Source organism: Polynucleobacter sp. AP-Sving-400A-A2, from assembly GCF_018688155.1.
In the GTDB taxonomy this organism is placed as follows: Bacteria; Pseudomonadota; Gammaproteobacteria; order Burkholderiales; family Burkholderiaceae; genus Polynucleobacter.
In genome coordinates this window covers 508,308-529,349 of record NZ_CP061312.1, presented here as the reverse complement: position 1 = coordinate 529,349, position 21,042 = coordinate 508,308, and the positions used below count along the sequence as shown (strand labels likewise).

At 45.4% G+C, this 21,042-nt stretch carries 17 protein-coding genes, 1 other RNA gene, 1 pseudogene and 1 riboswitch; of the genes and pseudogenes, 8 read left to right on the top strand and 11 right to left on the bottom strand.

The window, feature by feature from the left end; translation table 11 throughout:
- Positions 1-26: 26 nt before the first annotated feature.
- The 5 genes from C2758_RS02825 to C2758_RS02805 all read right to left on the bottom strand — a co-directional run bounded on the left by C2758_RS02825 (position 27) and on the right by C2758_RS02805 (position 6,320).
- Positions 27-959: a methionyl-tRNA formyltransferase gene (locus C2758_RS02825; protein WP_215329488.1), complete on the bottom strand. Its 933-nt coding sequence runs from the start codon at positions 957-959 to the stop codon at positions 27-29.
- 1 nt (position 960) lies between these two features.
- On the bottom strand, positions 961-2,208 hold the full coding sequence (gene frc / locus C2758_RS02820) for a formyl-CoA transferase (protein ID WP_215329486.1): 1,248 nt from the start codon (positions 2,206-2,208) through the stop codon (positions 961-963).
- Positions 2,209-2,448: 240 nt separating this feature from the next.
- Entirely contained in the window at positions 2,449-3,699 is a 1,251-nt protein-coding gene (gene frc, locus C2758_RS02815) for a formyl-CoA transferase (RefSeq protein ID WP_215306229.1), read from the bottom strand.
- Positions 3,700-3,782: 83 nt separating this feature from the next.
- The gene (gene oxc / locus C2758_RS02810; RefSeq protein WP_215329484.1) at positions 3,783-5,492 is read right to left on the bottom strand and encodes an oxalyl-CoA decarboxylase; all 1,710 of its coding nucleotides are present in this window, start codon (positions 5,490-5,492) and stop codon (positions 3,783-3,785) included.
- A gap of 210 nt (positions 5,493-5,702) precedes the next feature.
- Positions 5,703-6,320, bottom strand: coding sequence for a Crp/Fnr family transcriptional regulator (locus C2758_RS02805; protein WP_215329482.1), 618 nt, complete (start codon positions 6,318-6,320; stop codon positions 5,703-5,705).
- A 71-nt stretch (positions 6,321-6,391) separates the two neighbouring features.
- Positions 6,392-6,607, top strand: a riboswitch (cobalamin riboswitch).
- A 147-nt stretch (positions 6,608-6,754) separates the two neighbouring features.
- Between C2758_RS02805 and C2758_RS02800 the strand changes: the two genes are divergently transcribed.
- The 5 genes and pseudogenes from C2758_RS02800 (at position 6,755) to C2758_RS02780 (ending at position 10,581) form a co-directional block, all read left to right on the top strand.
- On the top strand, positions 6,755-8,878 hold the full coding sequence (locus C2758_RS02800; RefSeq protein WP_215329480.1) for a TonB-dependent receptor: 2,124 nt from the start codon (positions 6,755-6,757) through the stop codon (positions 8,876-8,878).
- Positions 8,879-8,951: 73 nt separating this feature from the next.
- A complete protein-coding gene (locus C2758_RS02795; RefSeq protein ID WP_215329478.1) occupies positions 8,952-9,239 on the top strand; it encodes a hypothetical protein in 288 nt (95 codons plus the stop codon).
- Positions 9,214-9,444 (top strand): annotated as a pseudogene (locus C2758_RS10805) (cell division protein ZapA); the annotation flags it as partial. The gene C2758_RS02795 and the pseudogene C2758_RS10805, both read left to right, overlap by 26 nt.
- A 99-nt stretch (positions 9,445-9,543) precedes the next feature.
- A non-coding RNA gene (gene ssrS, locus C2758_RS02785) (6S RNA) lies at positions 9,544-9,762 on the top strand.
- A complete protein-coding gene (locus tag C2758_RS02780) occupies positions 9,763-10,581 on the top strand; it encodes a sulfite exporter TauE/SafE family protein (protein ID WP_215329476.1) in 819 nt (272 codons plus the stop codon).
- A gap of 18 nt (positions 10,582-10,599) precedes the next feature.
- Here C2758_RS02780 and C2758_RS02775 read toward each other — a convergent pair whose 3' ends face one another.
- The 6 genes from C2758_RS02775 to C2758_RS02750 all read right to left on the bottom strand — a co-directional run bounded on the left by C2758_RS02775 (position 10,600) and on the right by C2758_RS02750 (position 17,581).
- A complete protein-coding gene (locus tag C2758_RS02775; protein ID WP_215329474.1) occupies positions 10,600-12,123 on the bottom strand; it encodes a malonyl-CoA synthase in 1,524 nt (507 codons plus the stop codon).
- A gap of 39 nt (positions 12,124-12,162) precedes the next feature.
- A complete protein-coding gene (locus C2758_RS02770; RefSeq protein WP_215329472.1) occupies positions 12,163-13,161 on the bottom strand; it encodes a tripartite tricarboxylate transporter substrate binding protein in 999 nt (332 codons plus the stop codon).
- Positions 13,162-13,267: 106 nt separating this feature from the next.
- On the bottom strand, positions 13,268-14,572 hold the full coding sequence (locus C2758_RS02765; protein WP_215329471.1) for a malonyl-CoA decarboxylase: 1,305 nt from the start codon (positions 14,570-14,572) through the stop codon (positions 13,268-13,270).
- Positions 14,573-14,700: 128 nt separating this feature from the next.
- The gene (gene lgt, locus C2758_RS02760; protein WP_215329469.1) at positions 14,701-15,498 is read right to left on the bottom strand and encodes a prolipoprotein diacylglyceryl transferase; all 798 of its coding nucleotides are present in this window, start codon (positions 15,496-15,498) and stop codon (positions 14,701-14,703) included.
- Positions 15,499-15,517: 19 nt separating this feature from the next.
- Positions 15,518-15,982, bottom strand: coding sequence for a DNA polymerase III subunit chi (locus C2758_RS02755; RefSeq protein ID WP_215329467.1), 465 nt, complete (start codon positions 15,980-15,982; stop codon positions 15,518-15,520).
- A gap of 9 nt (positions 15,983-15,991) precedes the next feature.
- Positions 15,992-17,581 carry a leucyl aminopeptidase gene (locus C2758_RS02750; protein ID WP_371817713.1) on the bottom strand — a complete coding sequence of 530 codons (1,590 nt, stop codon included), beginning with the start codon at positions 17,579-17,581 and terminating at the stop codon, positions 15,992-15,994.
- Between the two features lie 124 nt (positions 17,582-17,705).
- Between C2758_RS02750 and lptF the strand changes: the two genes are divergently transcribed.
- The 3 genes from lptF to C2758_RS02735 all read left to right on the top strand — a co-directional run bounded on the left by lptF (position 17,706) and on the right by C2758_RS02735 (position 20,976).
- Positions 17,706-18,821: an LPS export ABC transporter permease LptF gene (gene lptF, locus C2758_RS02745; RefSeq protein ID WP_215329455.1), complete on the top strand. Its 1,116-nt coding sequence runs from the start codon at positions 17,706-17,708 to the stop codon at positions 18,819-18,821.
- The gene (lptG, locus tag C2758_RS02740) at positions 18,818-19,972 is read left to right on the top strand and encodes an LPS export ABC transporter permease LptG (protein ID WP_215329453.1); all 1,155 of its coding nucleotides are present in this window, start codon (positions 18,818-18,820) and stop codon (positions 19,970-19,972) included. Before lptF ends, lptG begins: the two co-directional genes overlap by 4 nt.
- Positions 19,973-20,034: 62 nt before the next feature.
- Positions 20,035-20,976 carry a CysB family HTH-type transcriptional regulator gene (locus C2758_RS02735; RefSeq protein WP_215329451.1) on the top strand — a complete coding sequence of 314 codons (942 nt, stop codon included), beginning with the start codon at positions 20,035-20,037 and terminating at the stop codon, positions 20,974-20,976.
- The last annotated feature ends 66 nt before the right edge of the window (positions 20,977-21,042 follow it).

Here is a 21,042-nt window from a genome sequence, read left to right as displayed (position 1 = left end):
CTAAGTTATCAGCTTTGCAACGGGATTTACAGCGCGAAGAACTGACCTGACTCTAAGTTCAACTCTTTAGCCAATTCAGCACCCGTTACTTTTCCTGAGGCGCCTTTTGCTTTAAGGACTTCGATTTGTCCGCCATGACAAGCTACGAAGAACGAGTGCGAAGTAATTTGAGTGATTTCACCAGGCTTTCCTTTAACTGCGCCGAAGGTGGCCACTACATGCTTGTGACAATCGTAGATCTGGACTTTTTGCTCACCAAATTTAGTCCAAGCACCTGGCGCCGGGTTAGATGCACGAATCAAATTGTAGATTTGATTGATATGCGTAGCCCAATGAATTTGAGCAGCATCAACACCAAACCAACCTTCATAATTTGCCTTAGATTCATCCTGAACGATCTCTTGGTGCTTATTGGCAGTCACTAGATCTGCAGCCTCAAGCAGCGCTTTAACACCCAATGGAAATAATTTATCAAAGTAGACTTTTCCTAAAGTGTCATCAGGAGCAATTACCACTTCTTTTTGCAGAATCACTTCGCCCTCATCCAAACCATCAGATGGACGGAAGATAGTTAGGCCTGTTTTATCTTCACCCAAAGCGATCGCCCAGTTAATAGCGCTAGGACCCCGATATTTCGGCAGGAGTGATGGGTGATATTGAATCGTGCCGTGCTTTGGTATCTTACAAAGCTCTTGTGGCACAAACTGCAACACATAAGCCATGACGCAGATATCAGCTTTGCTATCAATCATTGCTTGCGCTGCTTCAGGACTCTTGAGGGAGGAAAATTGCAAAGGTGATAAACCCTTCGCAATAGCGGCCTCTTTTAACACTTCAGGCTTGGTCGACTTTGGATTATCCGGTGGACAAAATACGGCAACGACCTCATCGCCACGATCTAAAAAAGCCTCTAAGGCTGCTTTACCAAAATCAGCACTACCAATCAGCGCAACCCGCATCTTAGATCACCTTATCGTGGCGCAGAGCAATCAGCTCATCGGTTGAGTAACCTAGCTCACTCAGAATTTCATCAGTATGCTCACCCAATAATGGTGAACGCGTCACATCAGTGGGGCTGTCAGACATCTTGATTGGATTACCTACAGTAAGGTACTTGCCACGAATTGGATGATCTACCTCAACCACAGTTCCAGTCGCACGCAATGCTGGCTCTTCTGCGATTTCTTTCATGGACAAAATTGGGCCGCAAGGAATGTCATATTTATTCAGAATATCCATGACTTCAAACTTGGTCTTAGTCATTGTCCATTTTTCAATTTCACCAAAGATTTCCATCAAGTGTGGCAAGCGAGCCATTGGTGATGCAAAACGCACATCCTTAATCCAATCTTCGCGGCCAATTACTTTGCAGACCGCCTCCCAGACTGGCGCTTGCACGATAACGTACATGTAAGAGTTTGGATCTGTTTCCCAACCTTTGCATTTCACAATCCAGCCTGGTTGACCACCACCAGAGGCATTGCCAGCGCGGGGCACAGCGTCACCAAACTCTCCATTTGGAAACTGTGGATACTCTTGCATCAAGCCGTTACGCTCTAAGCGCTGTTGATCACGCAACTTCACGCGGCACAAGTTCAATACAGCATCTTGCATCGCTGCCAATACTTTTTGGCCACGGCCAGAGTGTGTGCGCTGATATAAAGCCGTAACGATACCTAGAGCCAAATGTAATCCTGTACCGCTATCGCCAATCTGCGCGCCAGTCACCATTGGAGGACCATCATCAAAACCGGTAGTAGATGCTGAACCGCCAGCACACTGCGCTACGTTCTCATATACCTTACAGTCCTCGTAAGGACCGGGACCAAAGCCTTTTACCGAAGCCATGATCATCATTGGATTGAGTTCCTGAATACGCTCCCAAGAAAAACCCATGCGATCTAATGCACCAGGAGCAAAGTTCTCAACCAGCACATCACACTCTTTTATCAGGCGCTCTAGAATTTCTTTACCCTTAGGAGTTTTAGTATTCACAGTGATGGAACGCTTGTTATGGTTCAACATTGTGAAATACAAACTATCTGCATCTGGGATGTCGCGCAATTGACCACGGGTAGCATCACCCTCACCAGATTTTTCTACTTTGATTACATCAGCACCAAACCAAGCAAGCAGCTGAGTACAAGTAGGTCCAGATTGAACGTGCGTGAAGTCAAGAACCTTGACTCCTTCTAATGCTTTTGCCATGATTAAAGTCCCAATAAGAATAAAATTTTGAATTGAAACAATTTTACCAGCGCCGGATTATGGTGCAATACAGGATGCCTATTTTCTGGGCATCCTCGCTTTTAATGCCCGAGAATAGCTATTTGGCTGCAGACTTAGGGCTTTACAAGATCGAGCAAGGGCTGTTTGTTGCCGATAGTGAATAAAAAAGGCGCCCACCAGGAGCGCCTTTCAAGCTAAAGCAAATACTGCTAATCGTTATTAGACTGCTTTTGCTGCGTGCAACTTAGCGATGTCATCAGCGCTATAGCCAAGGTCAGTCAACACTTCATTAGTGTGTTCACCTAATACTGGTGATGGACCTACTTCGATTTCCAAATCTGAGAACTTGATTGGGCTACCGATAGTCAAGTACTTACCACGTACCTTGTGATCCACTTCAACGATAGATCCACTCTTACGCAAGTCAGGTGAGTTAGCCAATTCTTTCATTGACAGAACTGGTGCGCAAGGAATGTCGAACTTGCGGAGGATGTCCACAGCTTCGTACTTGGTCTTATCCTTGAGCCACTCTTCGATTGTTGCGAAGATATCAAAAATCTTGTCCTGACGCGCTTCCGCAGTCATATACGCTGGATCAGTTGCCCACTCTGGCTTACCGATCGCACGAGTGATTGGCTCCCATGCGTGACCTTGAATTGTGAAATAAATGTAGGCGTTTGGATCTGTTTCCCAGCCCTTACACTTCAATACCCAACCTGGCTGACCGCCACCACCAGCGTTACCGCCACGTGGAACTACGTCAGAGAATGTACCGTGTGGGTACTGTGGGTACTCTTCGAGGTAACCAATTTTGTCCAAACGCTGTTGGTCGCGTAACTTCACACGGCACAAGTTCAATACAGCATCTTGCATTGAGCAAGACACTTTTTGACCCTTGCCAGTTTTTTGACGCTGCATCAATGCAGTCAAAATACCAATAGCCAAGTGCATACCAGTGTTGCTATCGCCCAAAGCAGCAGCAGAAACTGTTGGAGGACCATCCCAGAAACCAGTTGTAGAGGCGGCACCACCAGCACACTGAGCAACGTTCTCGTATACCTTTAAGTCTTCGTATGAGTGACCATCACTAAATCCTTTTACAGAAGCCATGATCATCTTTGGATTCAATTCCTGAATACGCGCCCAGCTAAAACCCATACGATCCAAAGCGCCTGGACCGAAGTTCTCAACCATCACGTCAGAAGTCTTGATCATCTTTTCTAAAACTTCTTTACCTTCTTGAGTCTTAGTATCCAAAGTCAATGAACGCTTATTACCGTTCAACATAGTGAAGTACAAAGCATCCGCACCTGGAATATCGCGCAACTGGCTACGAGTGACGTCGCCAGAGCCTGGGCGCTCAACTTTAATCACGTCAGCACCGTACCAAGCCAACAACTGAGTACATGCAGGTCCTGCTTGTACGTGTGTGAAATCGATGATGCGAATACCGTCTAATGGTTTAGTCATGTTTGATTCTCCTTAAAGTATTGCTTATTTATTACTAAATTTAGTTCAAAAATATTACGTCTTGATTACCAATTAACTTTGAATTAGTGCTTAACAGCTGCAGTGGATGGATTCAAATTAGTTAAACGTCCACTCTCTGTACCAGCAGTTTCATCAATCACGGCATTAATCAAAGCAGGCTTGCCTTCAGCAATCGCTTTAGTCAATGCAGCCTCTAACTCCGCTGGGGTAGTCACGTAGTAACCAACACCACCAAATGCCTCAATCATTTTGTCGTAACGGGCATTTTTCACGAATACTGTTGGGGCAACATCAGCACCGCCAGTAGGATTCACGTCAGTACCGCGGTAAACACCATTGTTGTTAAACACCACTGTAGTGATTGGCAAGTTGTAACGGCAAATGGTTTCTAACTCCATACCGCTAAAGCCAAATGCACTATCGCCTTCAACCGCAACTGTAGGCAAGCCACTCGTTACAGCAGCGCCAATGGCGTAGCCCATACCAATACCCATGATGCCCCAAGTGCCGGAGTCAAAACGTTTACGTGGCTTGTACATATCAACGATTGCGCGGCAATAGTCGAGTGTGTTCGCACCTTCGTTTACCAAGTTCACGTCTGGGTTTAGCTTAATCACATCACGAATGGCACGCAAAGCGCCATGGAAGTTCATTGGTGAAGCTTCTTTGGCTAATGTTTCAGCCATCTTCGCCATGTTCTTATCTTTTTTCTCGTTGATCGCGCTGATCCACTCGGCGGAAGGCTTAGGAACTGCAGCAATACCTTTCAAGAGCTCACCAACAACAGAGCCGATATCGCCAATCAGTGGAGCATCGATTTGTACGTTGCTATCCACTTCGTTTGATTGAATATCGATCTGAATAAATTTCTTAGGATCTTTGCCCCAAGTCTTGCCCTTACCATGCGCAAGTAACCAGTTCAAGCGCGCACCAACCAACATCACCGCATCAGCCTCAGCCAATACAAATGAACGCGCTGCAGAAGCAGATTGTGGGTGATTATCTGGCAACAAACCTTTAGCCATCGACATTGGCAGGTATGGAATGCCAGACTTCTCAATCAATGCACGAATATCTGCATCAGCTTGAGCATAAGCAGCGCCCTTGCCCAACAAAATCAATGGACGCTTAGCACCCTTCAATACATTCAATGCACGCTCTACTGCATCTGCTGCAGGGATTTGACGTGGAACTGGATCGATTACTTTAAAGATCGATTTCTTGGCTTCTTCAACGGGCATTGTTTGAGCCAACAACTGTGCCGGTAAGTCTAGGTAAACACCACCTGGACGACCAGAAACAGCCGCACGAATTGCACGCGCAAAACCGATACCGATATCTTCAATGCGATTAATACGGTAAGCAGCTTTGCAATATGGCTTAGCTGCATTGAGCTGATCCATCTCTTCGTAGTCACCCTGCTGCAAGTCAACGATCTCGCGCTCACTTGAACCAGAGATCAAAATCATTGGGAAGCAGTTCACAGTGGCATTTGCCAATGCTGTTAAACCGTTCAAGAAACCTGGTGCAGAAACAGTCATGCAGATACCAGGCTTTTGAGTCATATAACCTGCAATCGCTGCAGCGTTACCAGCGTGCTGCTCATGACGGAAACCAATGAAGCGCAAACCTTCAGCTTGAGCTAAACGGCATAGGTCGGTAATTGGAATACCAACGAGACCAAAAATGGTGTCTAAGTCATTTGCTTTTAAAGCATCGATAACGAGATGAAAGCCATCAGTGACTTGGGTATTTTGATTATCTGTTGTCATAGAAATTTATAGTTAATTACACCGCCCGAACGTTAAGCACGCTCAGTGCAATTTAGCTTTCGCTAACTGTCTCCAATTAAGTTATTAGTGGTGCCACGGGTAACAAAAACTCTCCCGTTAAGGCTGATACGAATCTTAGGCTCTGGGATCAGGTTCATCATTGACTTCGGTCAATTTCCCCTGAAATCTAGAAACATCTAGGCCTGCTATTTAGACAAAAAGCTCTTTATGCTTTGTTTTAAGGCGGCTTAATGTCTCTGGGGAGAGATTAAGGTAAGCGGCCAACTCTTTTTTAGGGAGCAGCTCAAACAAGTCTTCGTATTTACGTAAAAAACGCTCTACACGACCTGGTGCATCCAGCATATGCAGGGTAATCGTATGCGCCATGATCTCACTCATCAAACGCATCACCTCAAACTCAAAGCTCTCTTTGAGGGGTTTATGAGCCTCCAAAAATTCAGCCCATTTTTTTAGTGGCATACGGGCAACTCGAGCCTTGGTGACCGAGGCAATGCTATATGGGGCGGCGGTCTTAAGGCGCCAGGCCGCATAACTCGTTTCAATATCTTTTTCGATGGCGAAGCGCAAAATCATCTCTTTTGCATCGGCGCTAGAGACAATTCTCTTCAAAATCCCATCTAAAACAAAATATTGCTCCATCTGATGGTCACCTTGATGCAGCAGGATTTCTGATTTTTTGAGGTCTGAAATCACTAAATGGCGCTCTAAATCAGCCATTGATTCAGGATCTAAGCTTTTTAACACCGAGTTTTGGCTCAACTGCAAACGAATGAGGTTTTTTTCGGGATGTTTGTCTAATGCTGTCATGAATCCTTGTTCCTAGAGCGTGCATTGTAGGCTTTTTTGGTATTCAAAACGGTTTAATCCCTATTCATAGGATAGAATTGAAACGTCGTGGTGCTTTGTTGCAATGCAATAGAGTTAAACGGGAAACACTAAACGTGTGCTGCCCCCGCAACGGTAAGTAAATGAACCCTAACTTCAAAGTAAAGGTGTCAGGAGTCTGAATAAGCCACTGTGCGCGTCAATTGCATGGGAAGGTCAGATTCTGAGATTTACTAGCCCGGATACCGGCCAAGACAGGTGGAATTTTGCGGACGGGGACCTTCGCGCGCCAATGAAGCATTCCCTGCCAAGCTGGCACGATGCCCAATTGACGCCTGATCTCTCGCATTGTGAAATTCTGTTCGACCCAGCTTACGGGGAAGTGAGCCAGGTGATTCGAAGGCAGAAGGTTCATCATGAAACAGCAGTTCAGCAGTAAAAAAGTAGTCGTCCTAATTTGCGGCGCGGTAATAGCATTCAACGCAGCAGCTCAAAACTCCCAATCAACAGTCATTGTCTCGGGCTCACGTTTCGAAGAAAACCTCAATGAAGTTCCAGCAAATGTAAAAGTCATCACGCGTGATGAAATAGCGAACTCCACATCCAACAATATTCCAGATGTTCTATCTCAAATTGGCGGCCTTAATGTTCGTAATATCAATGGGGGCGGACAACTCAATCTAGATGCCACTGTGGATATGGGTGGCTATGGAATGACAGCTGGTAGCACCACTCTAATATTGATTGATGGACAAAGAATTAATCCAATCGACTCTTCATCGGTTATGTGGGGATCCATTCCGATAGATTCGATTGAACGTATCGAGATTCTTCAAGGTGGTGCCAGTGTGCAGTATGGTAACGGTGCAATTGGTGGAGTAGTCAATATCATCACGAATGGAAATACTTCCAAGCTCAATCAAGCGAGTACAAGTTATGGCAGTTACAACACCGTCATTAATAACATGATACTGCGCGATACTTATCAGGACACCACATACCAGCTAACTGCTAATACCTCTAATAGTCAAGGATGGCGCCAGAATTCTGCAGCAAATGCCTACGCCTTTGATGCAAAAATAACCCAAAAATTTAACAGTATTGATAAGGCCTATATTGACTTGATTTATGGCTATACCAATCAACAATTACCTGGCGCTGTAATTGGCCAAGTCGGCAGTGGTAACCCACAATCAGCCTTCTTCAAGAATATTGGAGCAAACAACACTGTCAACAACTCAGGATTTCGTTTTGGCGGTACAAAGGAATTGGCTGAAGGTTACATAGGAGAGTTGGACACCTCCTATACTAATAAAACTTCGTTTAATTACTACCCATTTTATGACACTGTGGCAGCCATCAATACCAGTAGCGGATCACCAGTATGGTCGAACACGAACAACACACTTTCAGGCTGGCAACTCAATCTCTCGCCTCGCGTCAAAGCCAATTTTGGCCCTCTAGGAACAACGATTGTAGGGTACGAGTTCAATAAAGCTGCTCAAGAATCTGTTGGGTCGTACGGCTCAAATCAGTTAAATAGTTACATGATTCCTGGTTACATTACCAACCCCAGCGGCCAAACCAATAATGTCCAAAACGCCTCTTTGTTAAACCAATCCCTATATGGCCTCCTCAAACTACCTATAACGAATGGCATCAGCTTTACTGGAGGCGCAAGACATCAGAAACAGCAAGCGAATACGTATTACTCAGCCATTGGCTCAACAGACGGTCCTTCGACAGCAAATCAAACTTTTTCTGCCAACGCAGGGGATGCTGCGCTTAATTTCAATTATGCAAAGAATCAAAATCTCTTCCTTAAATGGAATCAATCGTATCGCTTCCCTAATATTGATGAATTTTGGGGCTCCAATCCGACTACCGGCGCACAAGTTTTTAATGGCATCTTAAGCCCTCAAACCGCTCAAACCTTTGAGTTTGGTGGCAACTGGGTGCTCAAAAGCCTAAAAATAAATGGCTCCATATTTTCTTCTGTTTCTCAAAATGAAATAACCTACAACCCTACAACGGGAGCAAACTATAACTCTCCATACAATATCAATCGAAGAGGTTTTGTTTTAGACTCCTCAGTCAACCTGACAAATCGATTGAACATTGCGGGTGGAGGAAAGTTTCAACGCTCCTACTATGCTGATGGGCCATACATGGGTCAGTCTGTAGCAGTTACGCCTGATTTGCTGCTAAATGCTAGAGCAAGTTATTTAATCGACCAAAGTTGGTCTTTTGGTGGCGTGGTCAATTATGTTAGTACACAGCATTACGATGCTGGAACAAATGCCACCTTATACAACTCACTCGCATTAATGCCCTCTTACACTGTTGGAGATGTGTATTTAAATTACAAAACAGGAGGGTGGGATACTAAATTCACGATTAAAAACGTAGGCAATGCTTTATATGCCACCTACGGGGGTTATGCCTCCACCCAAGTCGCCAGCGGATTATTTGTGAATAATTATTACTACTATCCCAGTGATCGAAGAGCATATTACTTAACAGCTAGATATACTTTTTGAGGTCTTTTAGCCTAAAACCAAGAGATTGAAGGACAGCTTTCACAAGGTCTAATCAAAAAGCTACAATAGTGTGATGAGCGAGCAAACCCCTTTCTCCCCTGACTTGACCGATACAGAAATCGAGTCTATCAGTGCGTCTGTAAAACGTTTGACCGATAAAGTTCAAGCAATAGCTGAGGCAGTCAATAACTTAAGACAGAACCGGGTTCAGCTTGAGGAAAAAATTGAGGATGCACAAAAACGGGTTCAGCATATTTTGAGTCGTCTACCAGAGCAGAGTGATGGCCGTCAATTGAACTTACTCAGTGAGCCCGCGAAACCAACGAATCCAGAGGATGACAATGAGCCAACAACGCATTGAAGTAACCCTCGCCGGTCAAAAAATTACTCTAGCCACGAGCACTGAGCATGAGCCACTACTTCGTGCTGCCTGCACATTAGTTGATGAACAAATTCAGCTGGCAATTAATGGTGGTAACCGCAGCATTGAACGTGCGAGCATGATGGCCGCACTGAAGATTGCAGGCGACCTCATTAAGCTACAAACTGCATCTCAACTTGCTTCCGCACAGAGCATTTCATCTAACTCCAATTCAGAAGAAATTACTCGACTCCAGAATGAAATTTATGCCCTGGAAGATCAAGTGGATGCCCTGATGCAAACTCTTTCCCTGCCTGGTTCGCCAAGGCCAATAGTTCCTTGAACCGATGCGCAAGCATCAGGAACGATCTTTACACTGTGGGCGTGAGCGTTTCGAATTTTCAAAGTGGCAGCTTCGCGCTGTTCACTCCCTGAACTTCTTAATGCACCCGAAGCAGAGTAGCCGTTCCACCTTGAACCTTAGGGTTCAGGATGACGGCCTAGCGGCTAAGGCGGGGAATTCATGTCAATAGCCGATATCGCCATGCTGATGTTATGTGGCAGCATATCGGGGTTTCTAGCAGGACTCTTGGGCATTGGGGGTGGCATGATTTTGGTGCCCTTCATGATTGTGGTCTTTAATCATTTAGGGTTTGGCCAAAACGTCATCGTACATATGGCCATCGCAACTGGTATGGCTACCATCCTCTTCACCACCACCTCCGCCATCTGGGCGCATCACAAACACAACTCTATTGATTGGAAGTTAGTGGCAGCACTCAGTCCCGGTCTAGTAATCGGCAGTCTGGTTGGTGGTAGTGAGATTTTTGAGGCTATCAACACCTCCTGGCTATCCCTATTCTTCGCCATGTTTATTGTCTACACCTCGATCCAAATGATCATTAATAAAAAGCCTGCAGCTGGGCGAGAATTACCCGGTACCGTTGGCCTTTTCTCATTTGGAGCACTAACAGGAGTAATTGCGAGCCTAGTAGGTGCAGGCGGGGCATTTATTACCGTGCCATTTATGCTGTGGTGCAATGTCAAACCACATACTGCGATGGCAAGCTCCTCAGGCTTAGGATTTCCGATTTCAGCTGCAGCGACGATTGGCTACATGTATGGCAGTTGGGGCAATCCCAATCTTCCCGAAGGATCACTTGGATTTGTTTATGTACCAGCGGTACTCTGTATTGTGGCAGTAAGCATATTTACCGCTCCGCTGGGCGCAAAGATGGCCAGGAAACTCGATGTAGCTCAACTCAAACGCATCTTTGGTGTAATGCTCTTTATGCTTGCAGCTTTCATGTTTAATGAAAGTCGCAAGGCATTTGGTTTTTAAGAAACCGTCTTATTACTCTTAGCTGGTGTATTGCTGACGCAGAATATTCTTCTGAACCTTACCCATTGCGTTACGAGGTAAGTCAGCAACAATCTCTAAACGCTTAGGAATCTTAAAATTCGCAATTTGCGTTTTTAGTGTTGCGATCATAGCTTGCGCGTCCAGCTTGGCGCCTGCTTTTGGCACTACCACCGCCATTACTGCCTCACCAAAATCAGGATGCGGAATGCCAATCACAGCGCTCTCATCTACGCCATCCATATCATCGATAAAACTTTCGATCTCTTTTGGATACACGTTGTAGCCACCAGAAATAATTAAATCCTTGCTACGACCAACGATACAGAGGTAGTCCTGAGGTGCTTTACCGCCATTGGCATCGCCACCCCAGCGGCCAACGTCACCCGTCTTAAACCAGCCGTCTTTAGTAAACTCTTCCGCAGTTTTTTCTGGCATACGCCAGTAGCCCTTAAATATATTTGGGCCCTTCACTTGAATGCTGCCGATCTCATCAATACCGCAAGGCTGATTACTTTCATCCACCACGCGTACTTTGACGCCTGGTAAGGGCAAGCCAACGGATCCGCCTACGCGACTGCCTTTGTATGGGTTAGAAACGAGCATCACGGTTTCACTCATGCCATAGCGCTCAAGAATTGGCTGGCCAATCACTTCTTTAAACGAATTAAATGTTTCAGTCAGTAATGGCGCAGAGCCCGATACAAACAAACGCATATTGCGTGCGACGTGTTTATTAAAACCTTTATCCGCTAGCAAACGTACATAAAATGTTGGTACACCCATCATCACAGTAGAATTTGGCATGTGATTAATTAGTTGCGCAGTATCCAGGCGTGGCAACCAAATCATTTTGCTACCATTAATTAATGCCCCATGCGCAGCGACAAATAATCCATGCACATGGAAGATTGGGAGCGCATGCAATAAGACATCGCCTTTTTTCCAACCCCAAAACTTATGCAACACTTGCGCATTACTTCCCAAATTCTTATGGGTCAGCATGGCGCCCTTGCTGCGACCAGTTGTGCCGGAGGTATACAAGATAGCGGCTAAATCATCATCTTTCACAGCGACGGTTTTGAACTTATCACTTTGGCCAGCAGCACGATCCAGTATGGTGCCCTTACGATCTTCATCCAAAGTAAAGACATGCTTGGTACCCGCCTTAAAAGCAACCTTAGATACCCATGAGAAATTTTTGCTACTGCATACCACCACTGCAGGCTCAGAATTCTCAAGGAAATATTGAATCTCTGCCGCTTGATAGGCGGTGTTCAGAGGCAGATAAACATATCCTGCTTTTACAGTTGCTAGATACAGAAAGAGCGCTTCAGGCGACTTTTCAACCTGAACAGCAATACGAGATCCTGCTGGTAATTTGAAGCTCTTAAGCAAGTTAGCCATCTTAGAAGTAGCACGCTCCAGATCACTCCAGGAGTAGTACAAACCATCATGCGTTTCTAATGCACACGCCTGCTTATCTTTTGGAAAACCTGTTTCCAATAAAGAATATAAATTCATTCGAGCCTCAAAAAACCAAACAATTAAACCGCTTACTAATTAATCTAACGTAGCGCCAGATTTCTTAACCACTGCAGACCAACGAGTTACATCGGCACGAACCTGCTTACCGAAGGCATCACCATATAAATTAGGTGTATCAGAACCACTCTTTTCCCAAATTGCTTTGAGCTTTGGTGTATTCAAGGCCTTTTGCACTTCAACGATCATTTTATCTACGATCGGTTTTGGAGTGCCGGCTGGAGCAAAAATAGAGTACCAAGTAGATACTTCATAGTCTGGCAAGCCAGCTTCCTTAAAAGTTGGCACATTTGGAACCGCGAGTGAGCGCTTATTTGATGCCACGGCAATTGCCGCCAACTTACCAGCATTAATTTGTGGGGCGGAAGTTGCAAGACCATCAAATTCAAGATCAACTTGGCCAGCTAACAAGTCATTCATAGCAGGGCCTGCACCACGATATGGAATGTGCGTAATAAAGGTGCCTGTTTGAATCTTAAATAATTCACCGGCCAAGTGATGCACTGTGCCACTACCAGCGCTAGCAAAATTATATTTACCTGGATTCTTCTTCATGAGCTCAATGAACTCTTTAGCATTGCGTGCACTCACGCGCTGTGGATTAACCACCAATACTTGTGGAACACTAGCAATCATTGCTACTGGGGTAAAACTCTTCTCAATGTCGTAATCCAAATTTTTATACATGGATGGAGCGATGGTGTGATGGGTTGCGCCAACTAAAAAAGTATAGCCATCTGGAGCTGCTTTTGCCGCCACAGATGCGCCCACGGTTCCACCTGCACCACCCCGATTGTCAATCAGAAATTGTTTACCCAGTTGCTCGGTGAGTTGGGCTGCCAGCGGCCTAGCAAAAGTATCTGTGCCTCCACCTGCGGGAAAGGGAACAACAAAAGTAACTGGCTTATTGGGCCACTCTTGAGCCATGACTATCAGAGGTGCTGCGCACAGCAAAAAAAGTGCTTTTTTCAAGGCACTCTTTGAAAATACAAAGGGCTTCATTTTTTTAGTAAACATCGTCATCTCCTTTATTTGCCAAATAAGGTATTGGCTTGATTTTTTAATTCCAGCTTATTTTAAGGGTACTTATTCCATGGCGCGGAAGTCATATTAAGGGAAAACACTAGGGGGCCATAAGGCGGCCTACAGCCCTCGAATACACAATTTCACCATTAGCAAAGCGCTCATGGTTGTCCTCCACACTTCCCAGGTCATAAAGGTAATTAACCATCAAGCCGGCGGATTGACGCAAGCCTTTGCGTGATAGATCGCCTGCCCAATTCACCAGGTGCAATTTGGCACCATTACCCAAATGAAACTTCGCCACAGGGTTGCCATCGCGCCCCGTAGAAACCAAGCCTAAATACATGCTCGCCAAGCTCAATAAAGCCGCTTTTTCTTTCTCGGAGGCTAGGTCGGGGTGCCATCCGCCCGCCAATCGTTCAGCCCATGATTGACTCTCGAGCCCCAGTACCGCCAAAGCAGCATCTCGCGCCACCCTGAGGTTCGGCTTCAATCTATCAGCTGGAACACCATCACCTAAATTCGCACCTGCAGCTACCCAATCCATAAATCCTGGAATAGGCGACAAAGTTACAAAAGTTTTTATTCCAGGGAACTCTGCATGTAAATGCTCTGCTACCCGTTTGATTAAAAAGTTACCCATCGATACACCGCGAAGTCCAGACTCGCAATTACTAATCGAATAAAAAACGGCAACTTTATATTGCGATGCCTGATCTACTGTCTCTGCTTTTTTATCAACCAATGGCGTAATCACCGTTGGAATCTCCGGTAGGAGCGCTACCTCCACAAAGATTAAAGGCTCACTTGGAAGCTGTGGATGAAAGAAAGCAAAGCAACGACGGTCAGGCTGCAGGCGGCGACGCAGGTCATCCCAACCATCAATAGCATGCACTGCCTCATGTTGAATCAACTTCTCAAGCACCTCTGCAGGGGACTTCCAGTCCACCTGATGCATTTTCAGAAACCCTGGATTAAACCAAGAAGAAAGTAAGTGGCGCATATCGAAATCCACTGCAGCCAACTCAGGTTTTTTATCTAACAACTGCAGTAAATCACGGCGCATTTGTACTACAGCCGCAGTACCCTGGCTGGCGCGATTTAAGCGGCGGAAGAATTCTTGACGAGGAGATTCAGAAACTTTTTGCAACTGAATGTAATTGCGTGCGCTCGAGTCAGCCACAAAATTTTGCGCCGCTTTCAGTACTGCATCAGCTTGAGGATTGAGCTTCTCAAACAAAAAAGTAAAAAATGAGACGTATTGATCTTTTGACAACTTACGATAGTTGTTAACCACGTCATCGGCCATGCTAAGCGCATTGGATTCTCCTCGCTCCGATATCAGACGCTTGATTGCGTTATTTGCCTTCGACAAATTTCGAGCTTTAGTGAGCTTTTCCAGCATGAATTACTTTCGATTGGGGTAGAGATGATCAGAAATTAGGCAGAATCAGTGAAAATTCCAAGCTTTTTTGGAGATTCAGTTAATTCCGAAAAATTAACTACAAAAGACCCAGCAAATCGGATTTTTAACTACTGATAAGTGCCTTTTTTAGTATTTACTCTCACTATAAGGTAAATTCCGAAAATGATCATGGGTATAGAAAGCCACTGACCCATAGAAAGACCTAGACCCAAGAGCCCCAAGAAGGCATCAGGCTCTCGCGCAAATTCTGCCAAGAATCGGCAAACGCCATAACCTAATAAAAATAAGCCTGAAATCTGCCCTATCTTGCGAGGCTTACTGGAATAAATCCAGAGGATGATGCCCAAGCAAATCCCCTCACCAAGAAATTGGTAAATCTGGGAAGGATGACGGGGAATCGAGTCCACCATTGGGAAAACCATAGCCCAAGGTAAGTCTGTCGGCCTTCCCCACAGTTCTCCATTAATGAAATTACCCAAGCGACCAAACGCTAAGCCAAATGGAACTAGTGGCGCAACTAAATCACTAACAACAAAGAATGAAACCTTACGACGATAAGCAAACCAGAGCAAAGCAAGCAACACTCCGAGGAGCCCACCATGAAAAGACATGCCACCTTCCCAAATTTTGAAGATACTCAGAGGATTTGCAAAGTAATAGCCTGGCATATAAAACAGGGTGTAACCCAAACGTCCACCAAGCACTACGCCTAAGACACCAACAAATAAGAGATCCTCAAGGTCTTTATATGACCAACCTAAAGATTGATATCGCGGAGCGCGTATACGTAAACGACCCAGCAATAAAAATTGAGCAAACGCCAAGAGATACATCAAGCCATACCAGTGGATGGCAAACGAGCCAATACGAATTACGGCAGGATCAAATTCGGGATGAATCAACATGCTGAGAGGTAAATAAAAATCACGCTTTAGATTGATCGAAGTTGTGCAACTCGTGACCTAAGTCACGATAGGCTTTATAGCGCTCACGACCAGCAAGACGCTCTGCTTCATCAATGGTCACAACCTCAACAATACGAGGAAAGCGGGCAAGTAAACCTGGAACGTCAGAAGGCATACGCATTCCCAAATGAATCAGCACATCTGCATGCGGAAGGTGAGATAAAGCGGGTGACAGAAAATCATCTGTCAGCAAGATAGGTGTATCGATTGCCGTTTCATCTTCAATCAAGCAATGCGGCAAGAAATCCGTTGCACTAAATGCCCACAATAATTCATCCAACTTTTTGAGATCCGCTTTCTCGCCCACCATCACGATATTGCGAACAGGCTCGCCAACAGGCGTAGCACTCCAGATCTTACGCGTTAAGCGACAAGCATATTCCAGCTTATCGCTCACGTTGCTATGAAAATCAATCCGAGCCATGAATTACTTTTACTCTAACAAGTAATTTACGAGCAAAGGAACTGGACGCCCAGTTGAACCTTTGGCAGCGCCACTCTTCCAAGCGGTACCGGCGATATCTAAGTGAGCCCATTTGTATTTTTCGGTGAAGCGCGATAAGAAACAGGCTGCAGTCACACTACCTGCTGGACGTCCACCAATATTGGCCACATCTGCGAAATTGGATTTCAACTGTTCGTGATAGGCCGCATCCAAAGGTAAACGCCATACAGTATCTAAGGAAGCATGACCCGCTTTCGTAAGCGAGTTTACCAAACCCTCGTCATCAGAGAACACGCCGCTATGTACATGGCCTAATGCAATGATGCAGGCGCCAGTTAAGGTGGCTACATCAATCACCGCTTTAGGCTTGAAGCGCTCAACATAAGTTAAGGCATCACATAGAATCAAGCGACCTTCAGCATCGGTATTGAGAATCTCAATCGTTTGCCCCGACATACTTTTCACAATATCGCCAGGGCGAGTAGCATTACCAGAAGGCATATTTTCACAAGTCGGAATCACGCCGATGACGTTTTTTTTCAACTTCATTAAAGCTGTAGCGTACATTGTGCCAATTACAGATGCAGCACCGCACATGTCGTATTTCATCTCATCCATCGCCTCACCAGGCTTAAGAGAAATGCCGCCAGTATCAAAGGTAATACCCTTGCCCACCAAAACAATCGGCGCTTCGCCTACCTTACCACCGAGGTGACGCATCACAATAAATTGTGGTGGCGTATCTGAACCTTGGGCCACAGATAAAAATGAACCCATACCTAAGGCTTCAATTTGCTTGCGACCTAAGACCTCCACCTTTAATCCCGTCTTTTTGCTTAAGCCTTGCGCTGCCTTACCTAAATAAGTTGGCGTACAAATATTGGGAGGCAAATTACCCAAGTCTTTAGCTAAGTTCATGCCCTCAACCATTGCAGCGCCCTCTGGAACTGCTGCTTTGAGCTCTTTAGCGCAAGCATTATTTCCTGCAAAAGTGAGATGGTTAAACGTATCTGCTTTATCTTTGACCTTGAACTTCATCGCCGGTTGGCGAACCCCAAAGCGGTATGCCTGATCACCAGCATACTGAATGGTCAAGCGCACTTCTTCAGCAATAAACTCTGCGCGATGGCCCAAAGCGAAACTCGGAATAAACCACAAAGCACTTTGAATGGAGCCACCGCTGAGCTGCTTTAATGCGGCGCGTGCAATTTTTGAGTATGAGCTCAGGCTACGTGCACTAGCTGGAGCAACATCACCCAAAGATACTAAGAGAATACGTTTTACTTTCACCCCAGATGTGGCCCAAGACTTTTCAGCTCGGATCACACAGGTAGAAGCCTGCTGAGAATCGAGGTCACCAACGAGATTGGCATGGGCAACGGAACCACCAAGCAGACGGTCCAATTCGACTAAAAGCCCCGATTTGGATTTGGCAGTCGCTAAAGCATCTAAGTCCGCCTTTGAATAAGCTAAAACTAAGCAGTCGGAGCTCTGCGCCAATAAAGTGGCTAGGCTTGCTTTCAGTTGCTTAGGGTTATTCAGATCGGCTTGCGCGAAAATCTTGGTGCTAAATTGGATAGTCATGATGTCTTAAGGTATTTTTAAGTCAATTCAAGGGAAAAAATGGGTGTTTATCCATTATCCTCCGAGATGCAGGTTCACATCTTGAGTGAGCCAATAACAGTGAACTCACCATTTATTCATGATTTTTCACCAAGCCCTTCGCCGCGAACTCAGTTTTACGACTGGTGGCGTTTTTTTGGTCCTGGTTACCATCATGATTACCACTCTGGTGATCCGAATTCTGGGCTTTGCAGCCAATGGTGCCGTCAATCCAGAGGATGCTCTCGTACTCATTGCGCTAGCCACTCTTGGCTATATGGCCGTTCTTTTGACCGTCTCCCTCTTTGTGGCCGTTCTCATGGTGTTAGTGCGCTGGTACAAAGACTCGGAAATGATTGTTTGGTTTGCTAGTGGTCTCAGTATTGCCAGCCTAATACGACCCATCCTGCGTTTTGCAGCGCCGCTCATCGTCATCATTGCCCTTTTAGCCCTCTTTGTTTGGCCTTGGGCTAATCGCGAATCCACCCTCATTAGCCAACGCTTTCAGCAACGAAGTGATGTGTCTATGGTTGCTGCAGGCCAGTTTAGAGAATCAGCGAAAGCAGAGCGCGTATTTTTCATTGAAGAGTTAAATGTTGATAAAAGCGAAGTAAAAAATATCTTTGCCGCAGAAACCAAAAATGGCCGCCTGAGTGTCGCCGTTGCCTCTACTGGATTTATTGAGAATGCAGCGGGTGGTGGCAAATCGATTGTGCTCAATAATGGCCGGCGCTACGAAGGAGTACCAACACAGCCTGATTTTAGGATTCTAGAGTTCGCCCAATACAGTACCCATATTCAAAACAAGAGCGCACTTGATCCAGCGCCGCGTGATCGAGAAAAATCGGTATCTGAGCTGTTAAATGACCCCAATGTGGTCGCCGTCAATCCCAATCATGCTGAATTACTGTGGAGGATTGGTTTACCTCTCATGGCACTTGGGCTTGTATTAATCGCAATCCCGCTCGCCTATGTCAATCCGAGGCTGGGCAATTACACGGCCATGTTTTATGCGGTATTGATATACCTGATTTACAGCAACCTCTTAAACCTGACGCAAAACTTTGTGTCACAAGGTAGGGTGAATGTGTTGCTAGCGGCCTGGCCCATACATGTCCTCGCTTTTGGCATAGCTTTTTTACTCATTCGTAATCGTATTAATCCATCCCTGAAGTGGTGGCGTCGTCAACTACCTTCGTTCCTGGCTAATAGATGAAATATCTGTTTCCTTATATCTTTGAACGCTATTTAGCTAGGCAAATTTATGCGGCCTTTGGTTTTATTCTTTTTGCCTTAGTCACACTGTTCTTATTTTTTGACATCCTCAGTGAGCTTGGCTCAGTTAAGGGTCAATACACCTTGCCGCTAGCATTGCTGCATGTTTTATTGAAAGCACCCAGCCGCATTTCTGAAATTATCCCCATCGCTGGTTTGATTGGCAGCATCTACGTATTTGCGATGCTGGCAAGTCAATCGGAGTTCACCATCTTACGTATTGCTGGATTGGATATGCGCAGGGGCTTAAGCACCCTAGCGAAGATTTCATTACCTCTAGTGATTGTTACGCTCGTGATGAGTGAATGGCTGGGTCCTTATTCAGAAAACTTGTCCGACCAGATTCGTATGAAGGCTTTGGGCTCATCCTATAGCTCTCAATTCAAAACTGGAGTGTGGGTTAAAGATCGCTTACGTGATGAGGACGGTAGTGGCCCAATTAGGCCGGGAGTTCGCTATGTCAACGTTGGCAAAATTGAACAAGATAATGAAATCAAAAATATCCGCATGTATGAGTTTGATGATGCCTATCGCCTGCTCTCGATCCGGAGCGCCATGTCTGGACGCTTTGATCAAACTGGAACTTGGATTTTGGATGACGTCACCGAAACTCGCTTTAAAGAAACTAAACAGTCGGATCCACTAAACCCAGTCTATTCAGCGCAAACTTTTGTTCACCCGATCATCAGTCTAAATTCTGAAGTCACTCCGCAAATTTTGAGCGTACTTTTAGTCAGTCCAGAAAAAATGTCGATCTTTAGTTTGGGTCGCTTCATTTCTCACTTAAGAGATAACAAACAGGATGCGCAAAGACACTCCATTGCCTTTTGGAAAAAAGTAATTTATCCATTTACGATCTTTGTCATGCTGGCACTGGCCTTGCCATTTGCCTACTTAAAAGTTCGGGCAGGCAGCGTTGGCATTAAGGTATTTGGCGGCATCATGCTGGGCATGAGCTTCCAGCTTTTTAACTCCCTCTTCTCGAATGTAGGACTTTTAGGATCATGGCCGGCATTGCTGACTGCCCTCACGCCCCCACTCTTATATTTTATTTTGGCGATGATGGGTTTACGTTGGGTATCTAGAGCTTAATACCCCAAAATCATATAGAATTTGATTCTTATATCGCAATTGATATAAAAAATGGAATCCCTATGAATCTGCATCAATTTCGATTTGTGCGTGAAGCCGTAAGGCAGAACTTCAATCTCACCTCAGCTGCCAAGGCACTCTTTACCTCTCAGCCAGGGGTTTCCAAAGCCATTATTGAGCTAGAAGATGAGCTTGGTGTAGAGATATTCCGACGCCACGGCAAGCGTATTCGCTCACTCACTGAACCGGGCAAGCGCATCCTGATTTCGATTGAGCGTATTTTGGATGAAGTAGAGACCTTAAGGCGGGTGGGCAAAGATTTTGCCAGTCAAGATCAGGGTAGCTTTGTGATTGCCACTACCCACACTCAGGCTCGTTATGCCTTGCCTAAGGTGTTAACTGAATTTACAAAACGCTTTCCAAAGGTAAGGGTAAGTATTCAGCAAGGAAGTCCAGGCCAAATTGCAGAACTGCTCATTCATGATCGTGCTGACATCGCCATAGCAACTGAAGGTATTGCCAACACGCCTGGAGTACTAGCACTACCAGGCTACCAATGGCACCACGTCATCATGGTGCCATTGAGCCACCCACTTCTGAATCAATCCACAATCACCTTAGAAGAAATTGCGAAGTACCCGTTAATTACCTACGACAAAGCATTTGCAGGCAGAAGCAAAATTGATGCTGCCTTTGCACAACGTAATCTCAGCCCCGATATTATTTTGGAGGCGATTGATGCGGATGTGATTAAGACCTATGTAGAGACAGGCATGGGCGTAGGAATTGTTGCTGACTTAGCCTATGACGTAGATCGCGATCGTAATCTCCGAGTCATTCCAGTTGGTCATTTGTTTGGCAATAACGTAACGCATTTGGGTGTTAAACAAGGAGCTTACTTACGCTCTTTCGTTTACACCTTCATAGAACTATTCTCACCCACGCTCACGAAGAAAATCGTTGAGCAAGCTATGAATAGTGAGTCAGAAACATATGAAATCTAGGTCAAAAACTGAGTGCCCCACTTCGTGCTAACCTTAGTTTTATAAGTCTGCACACTTTTTTACCTA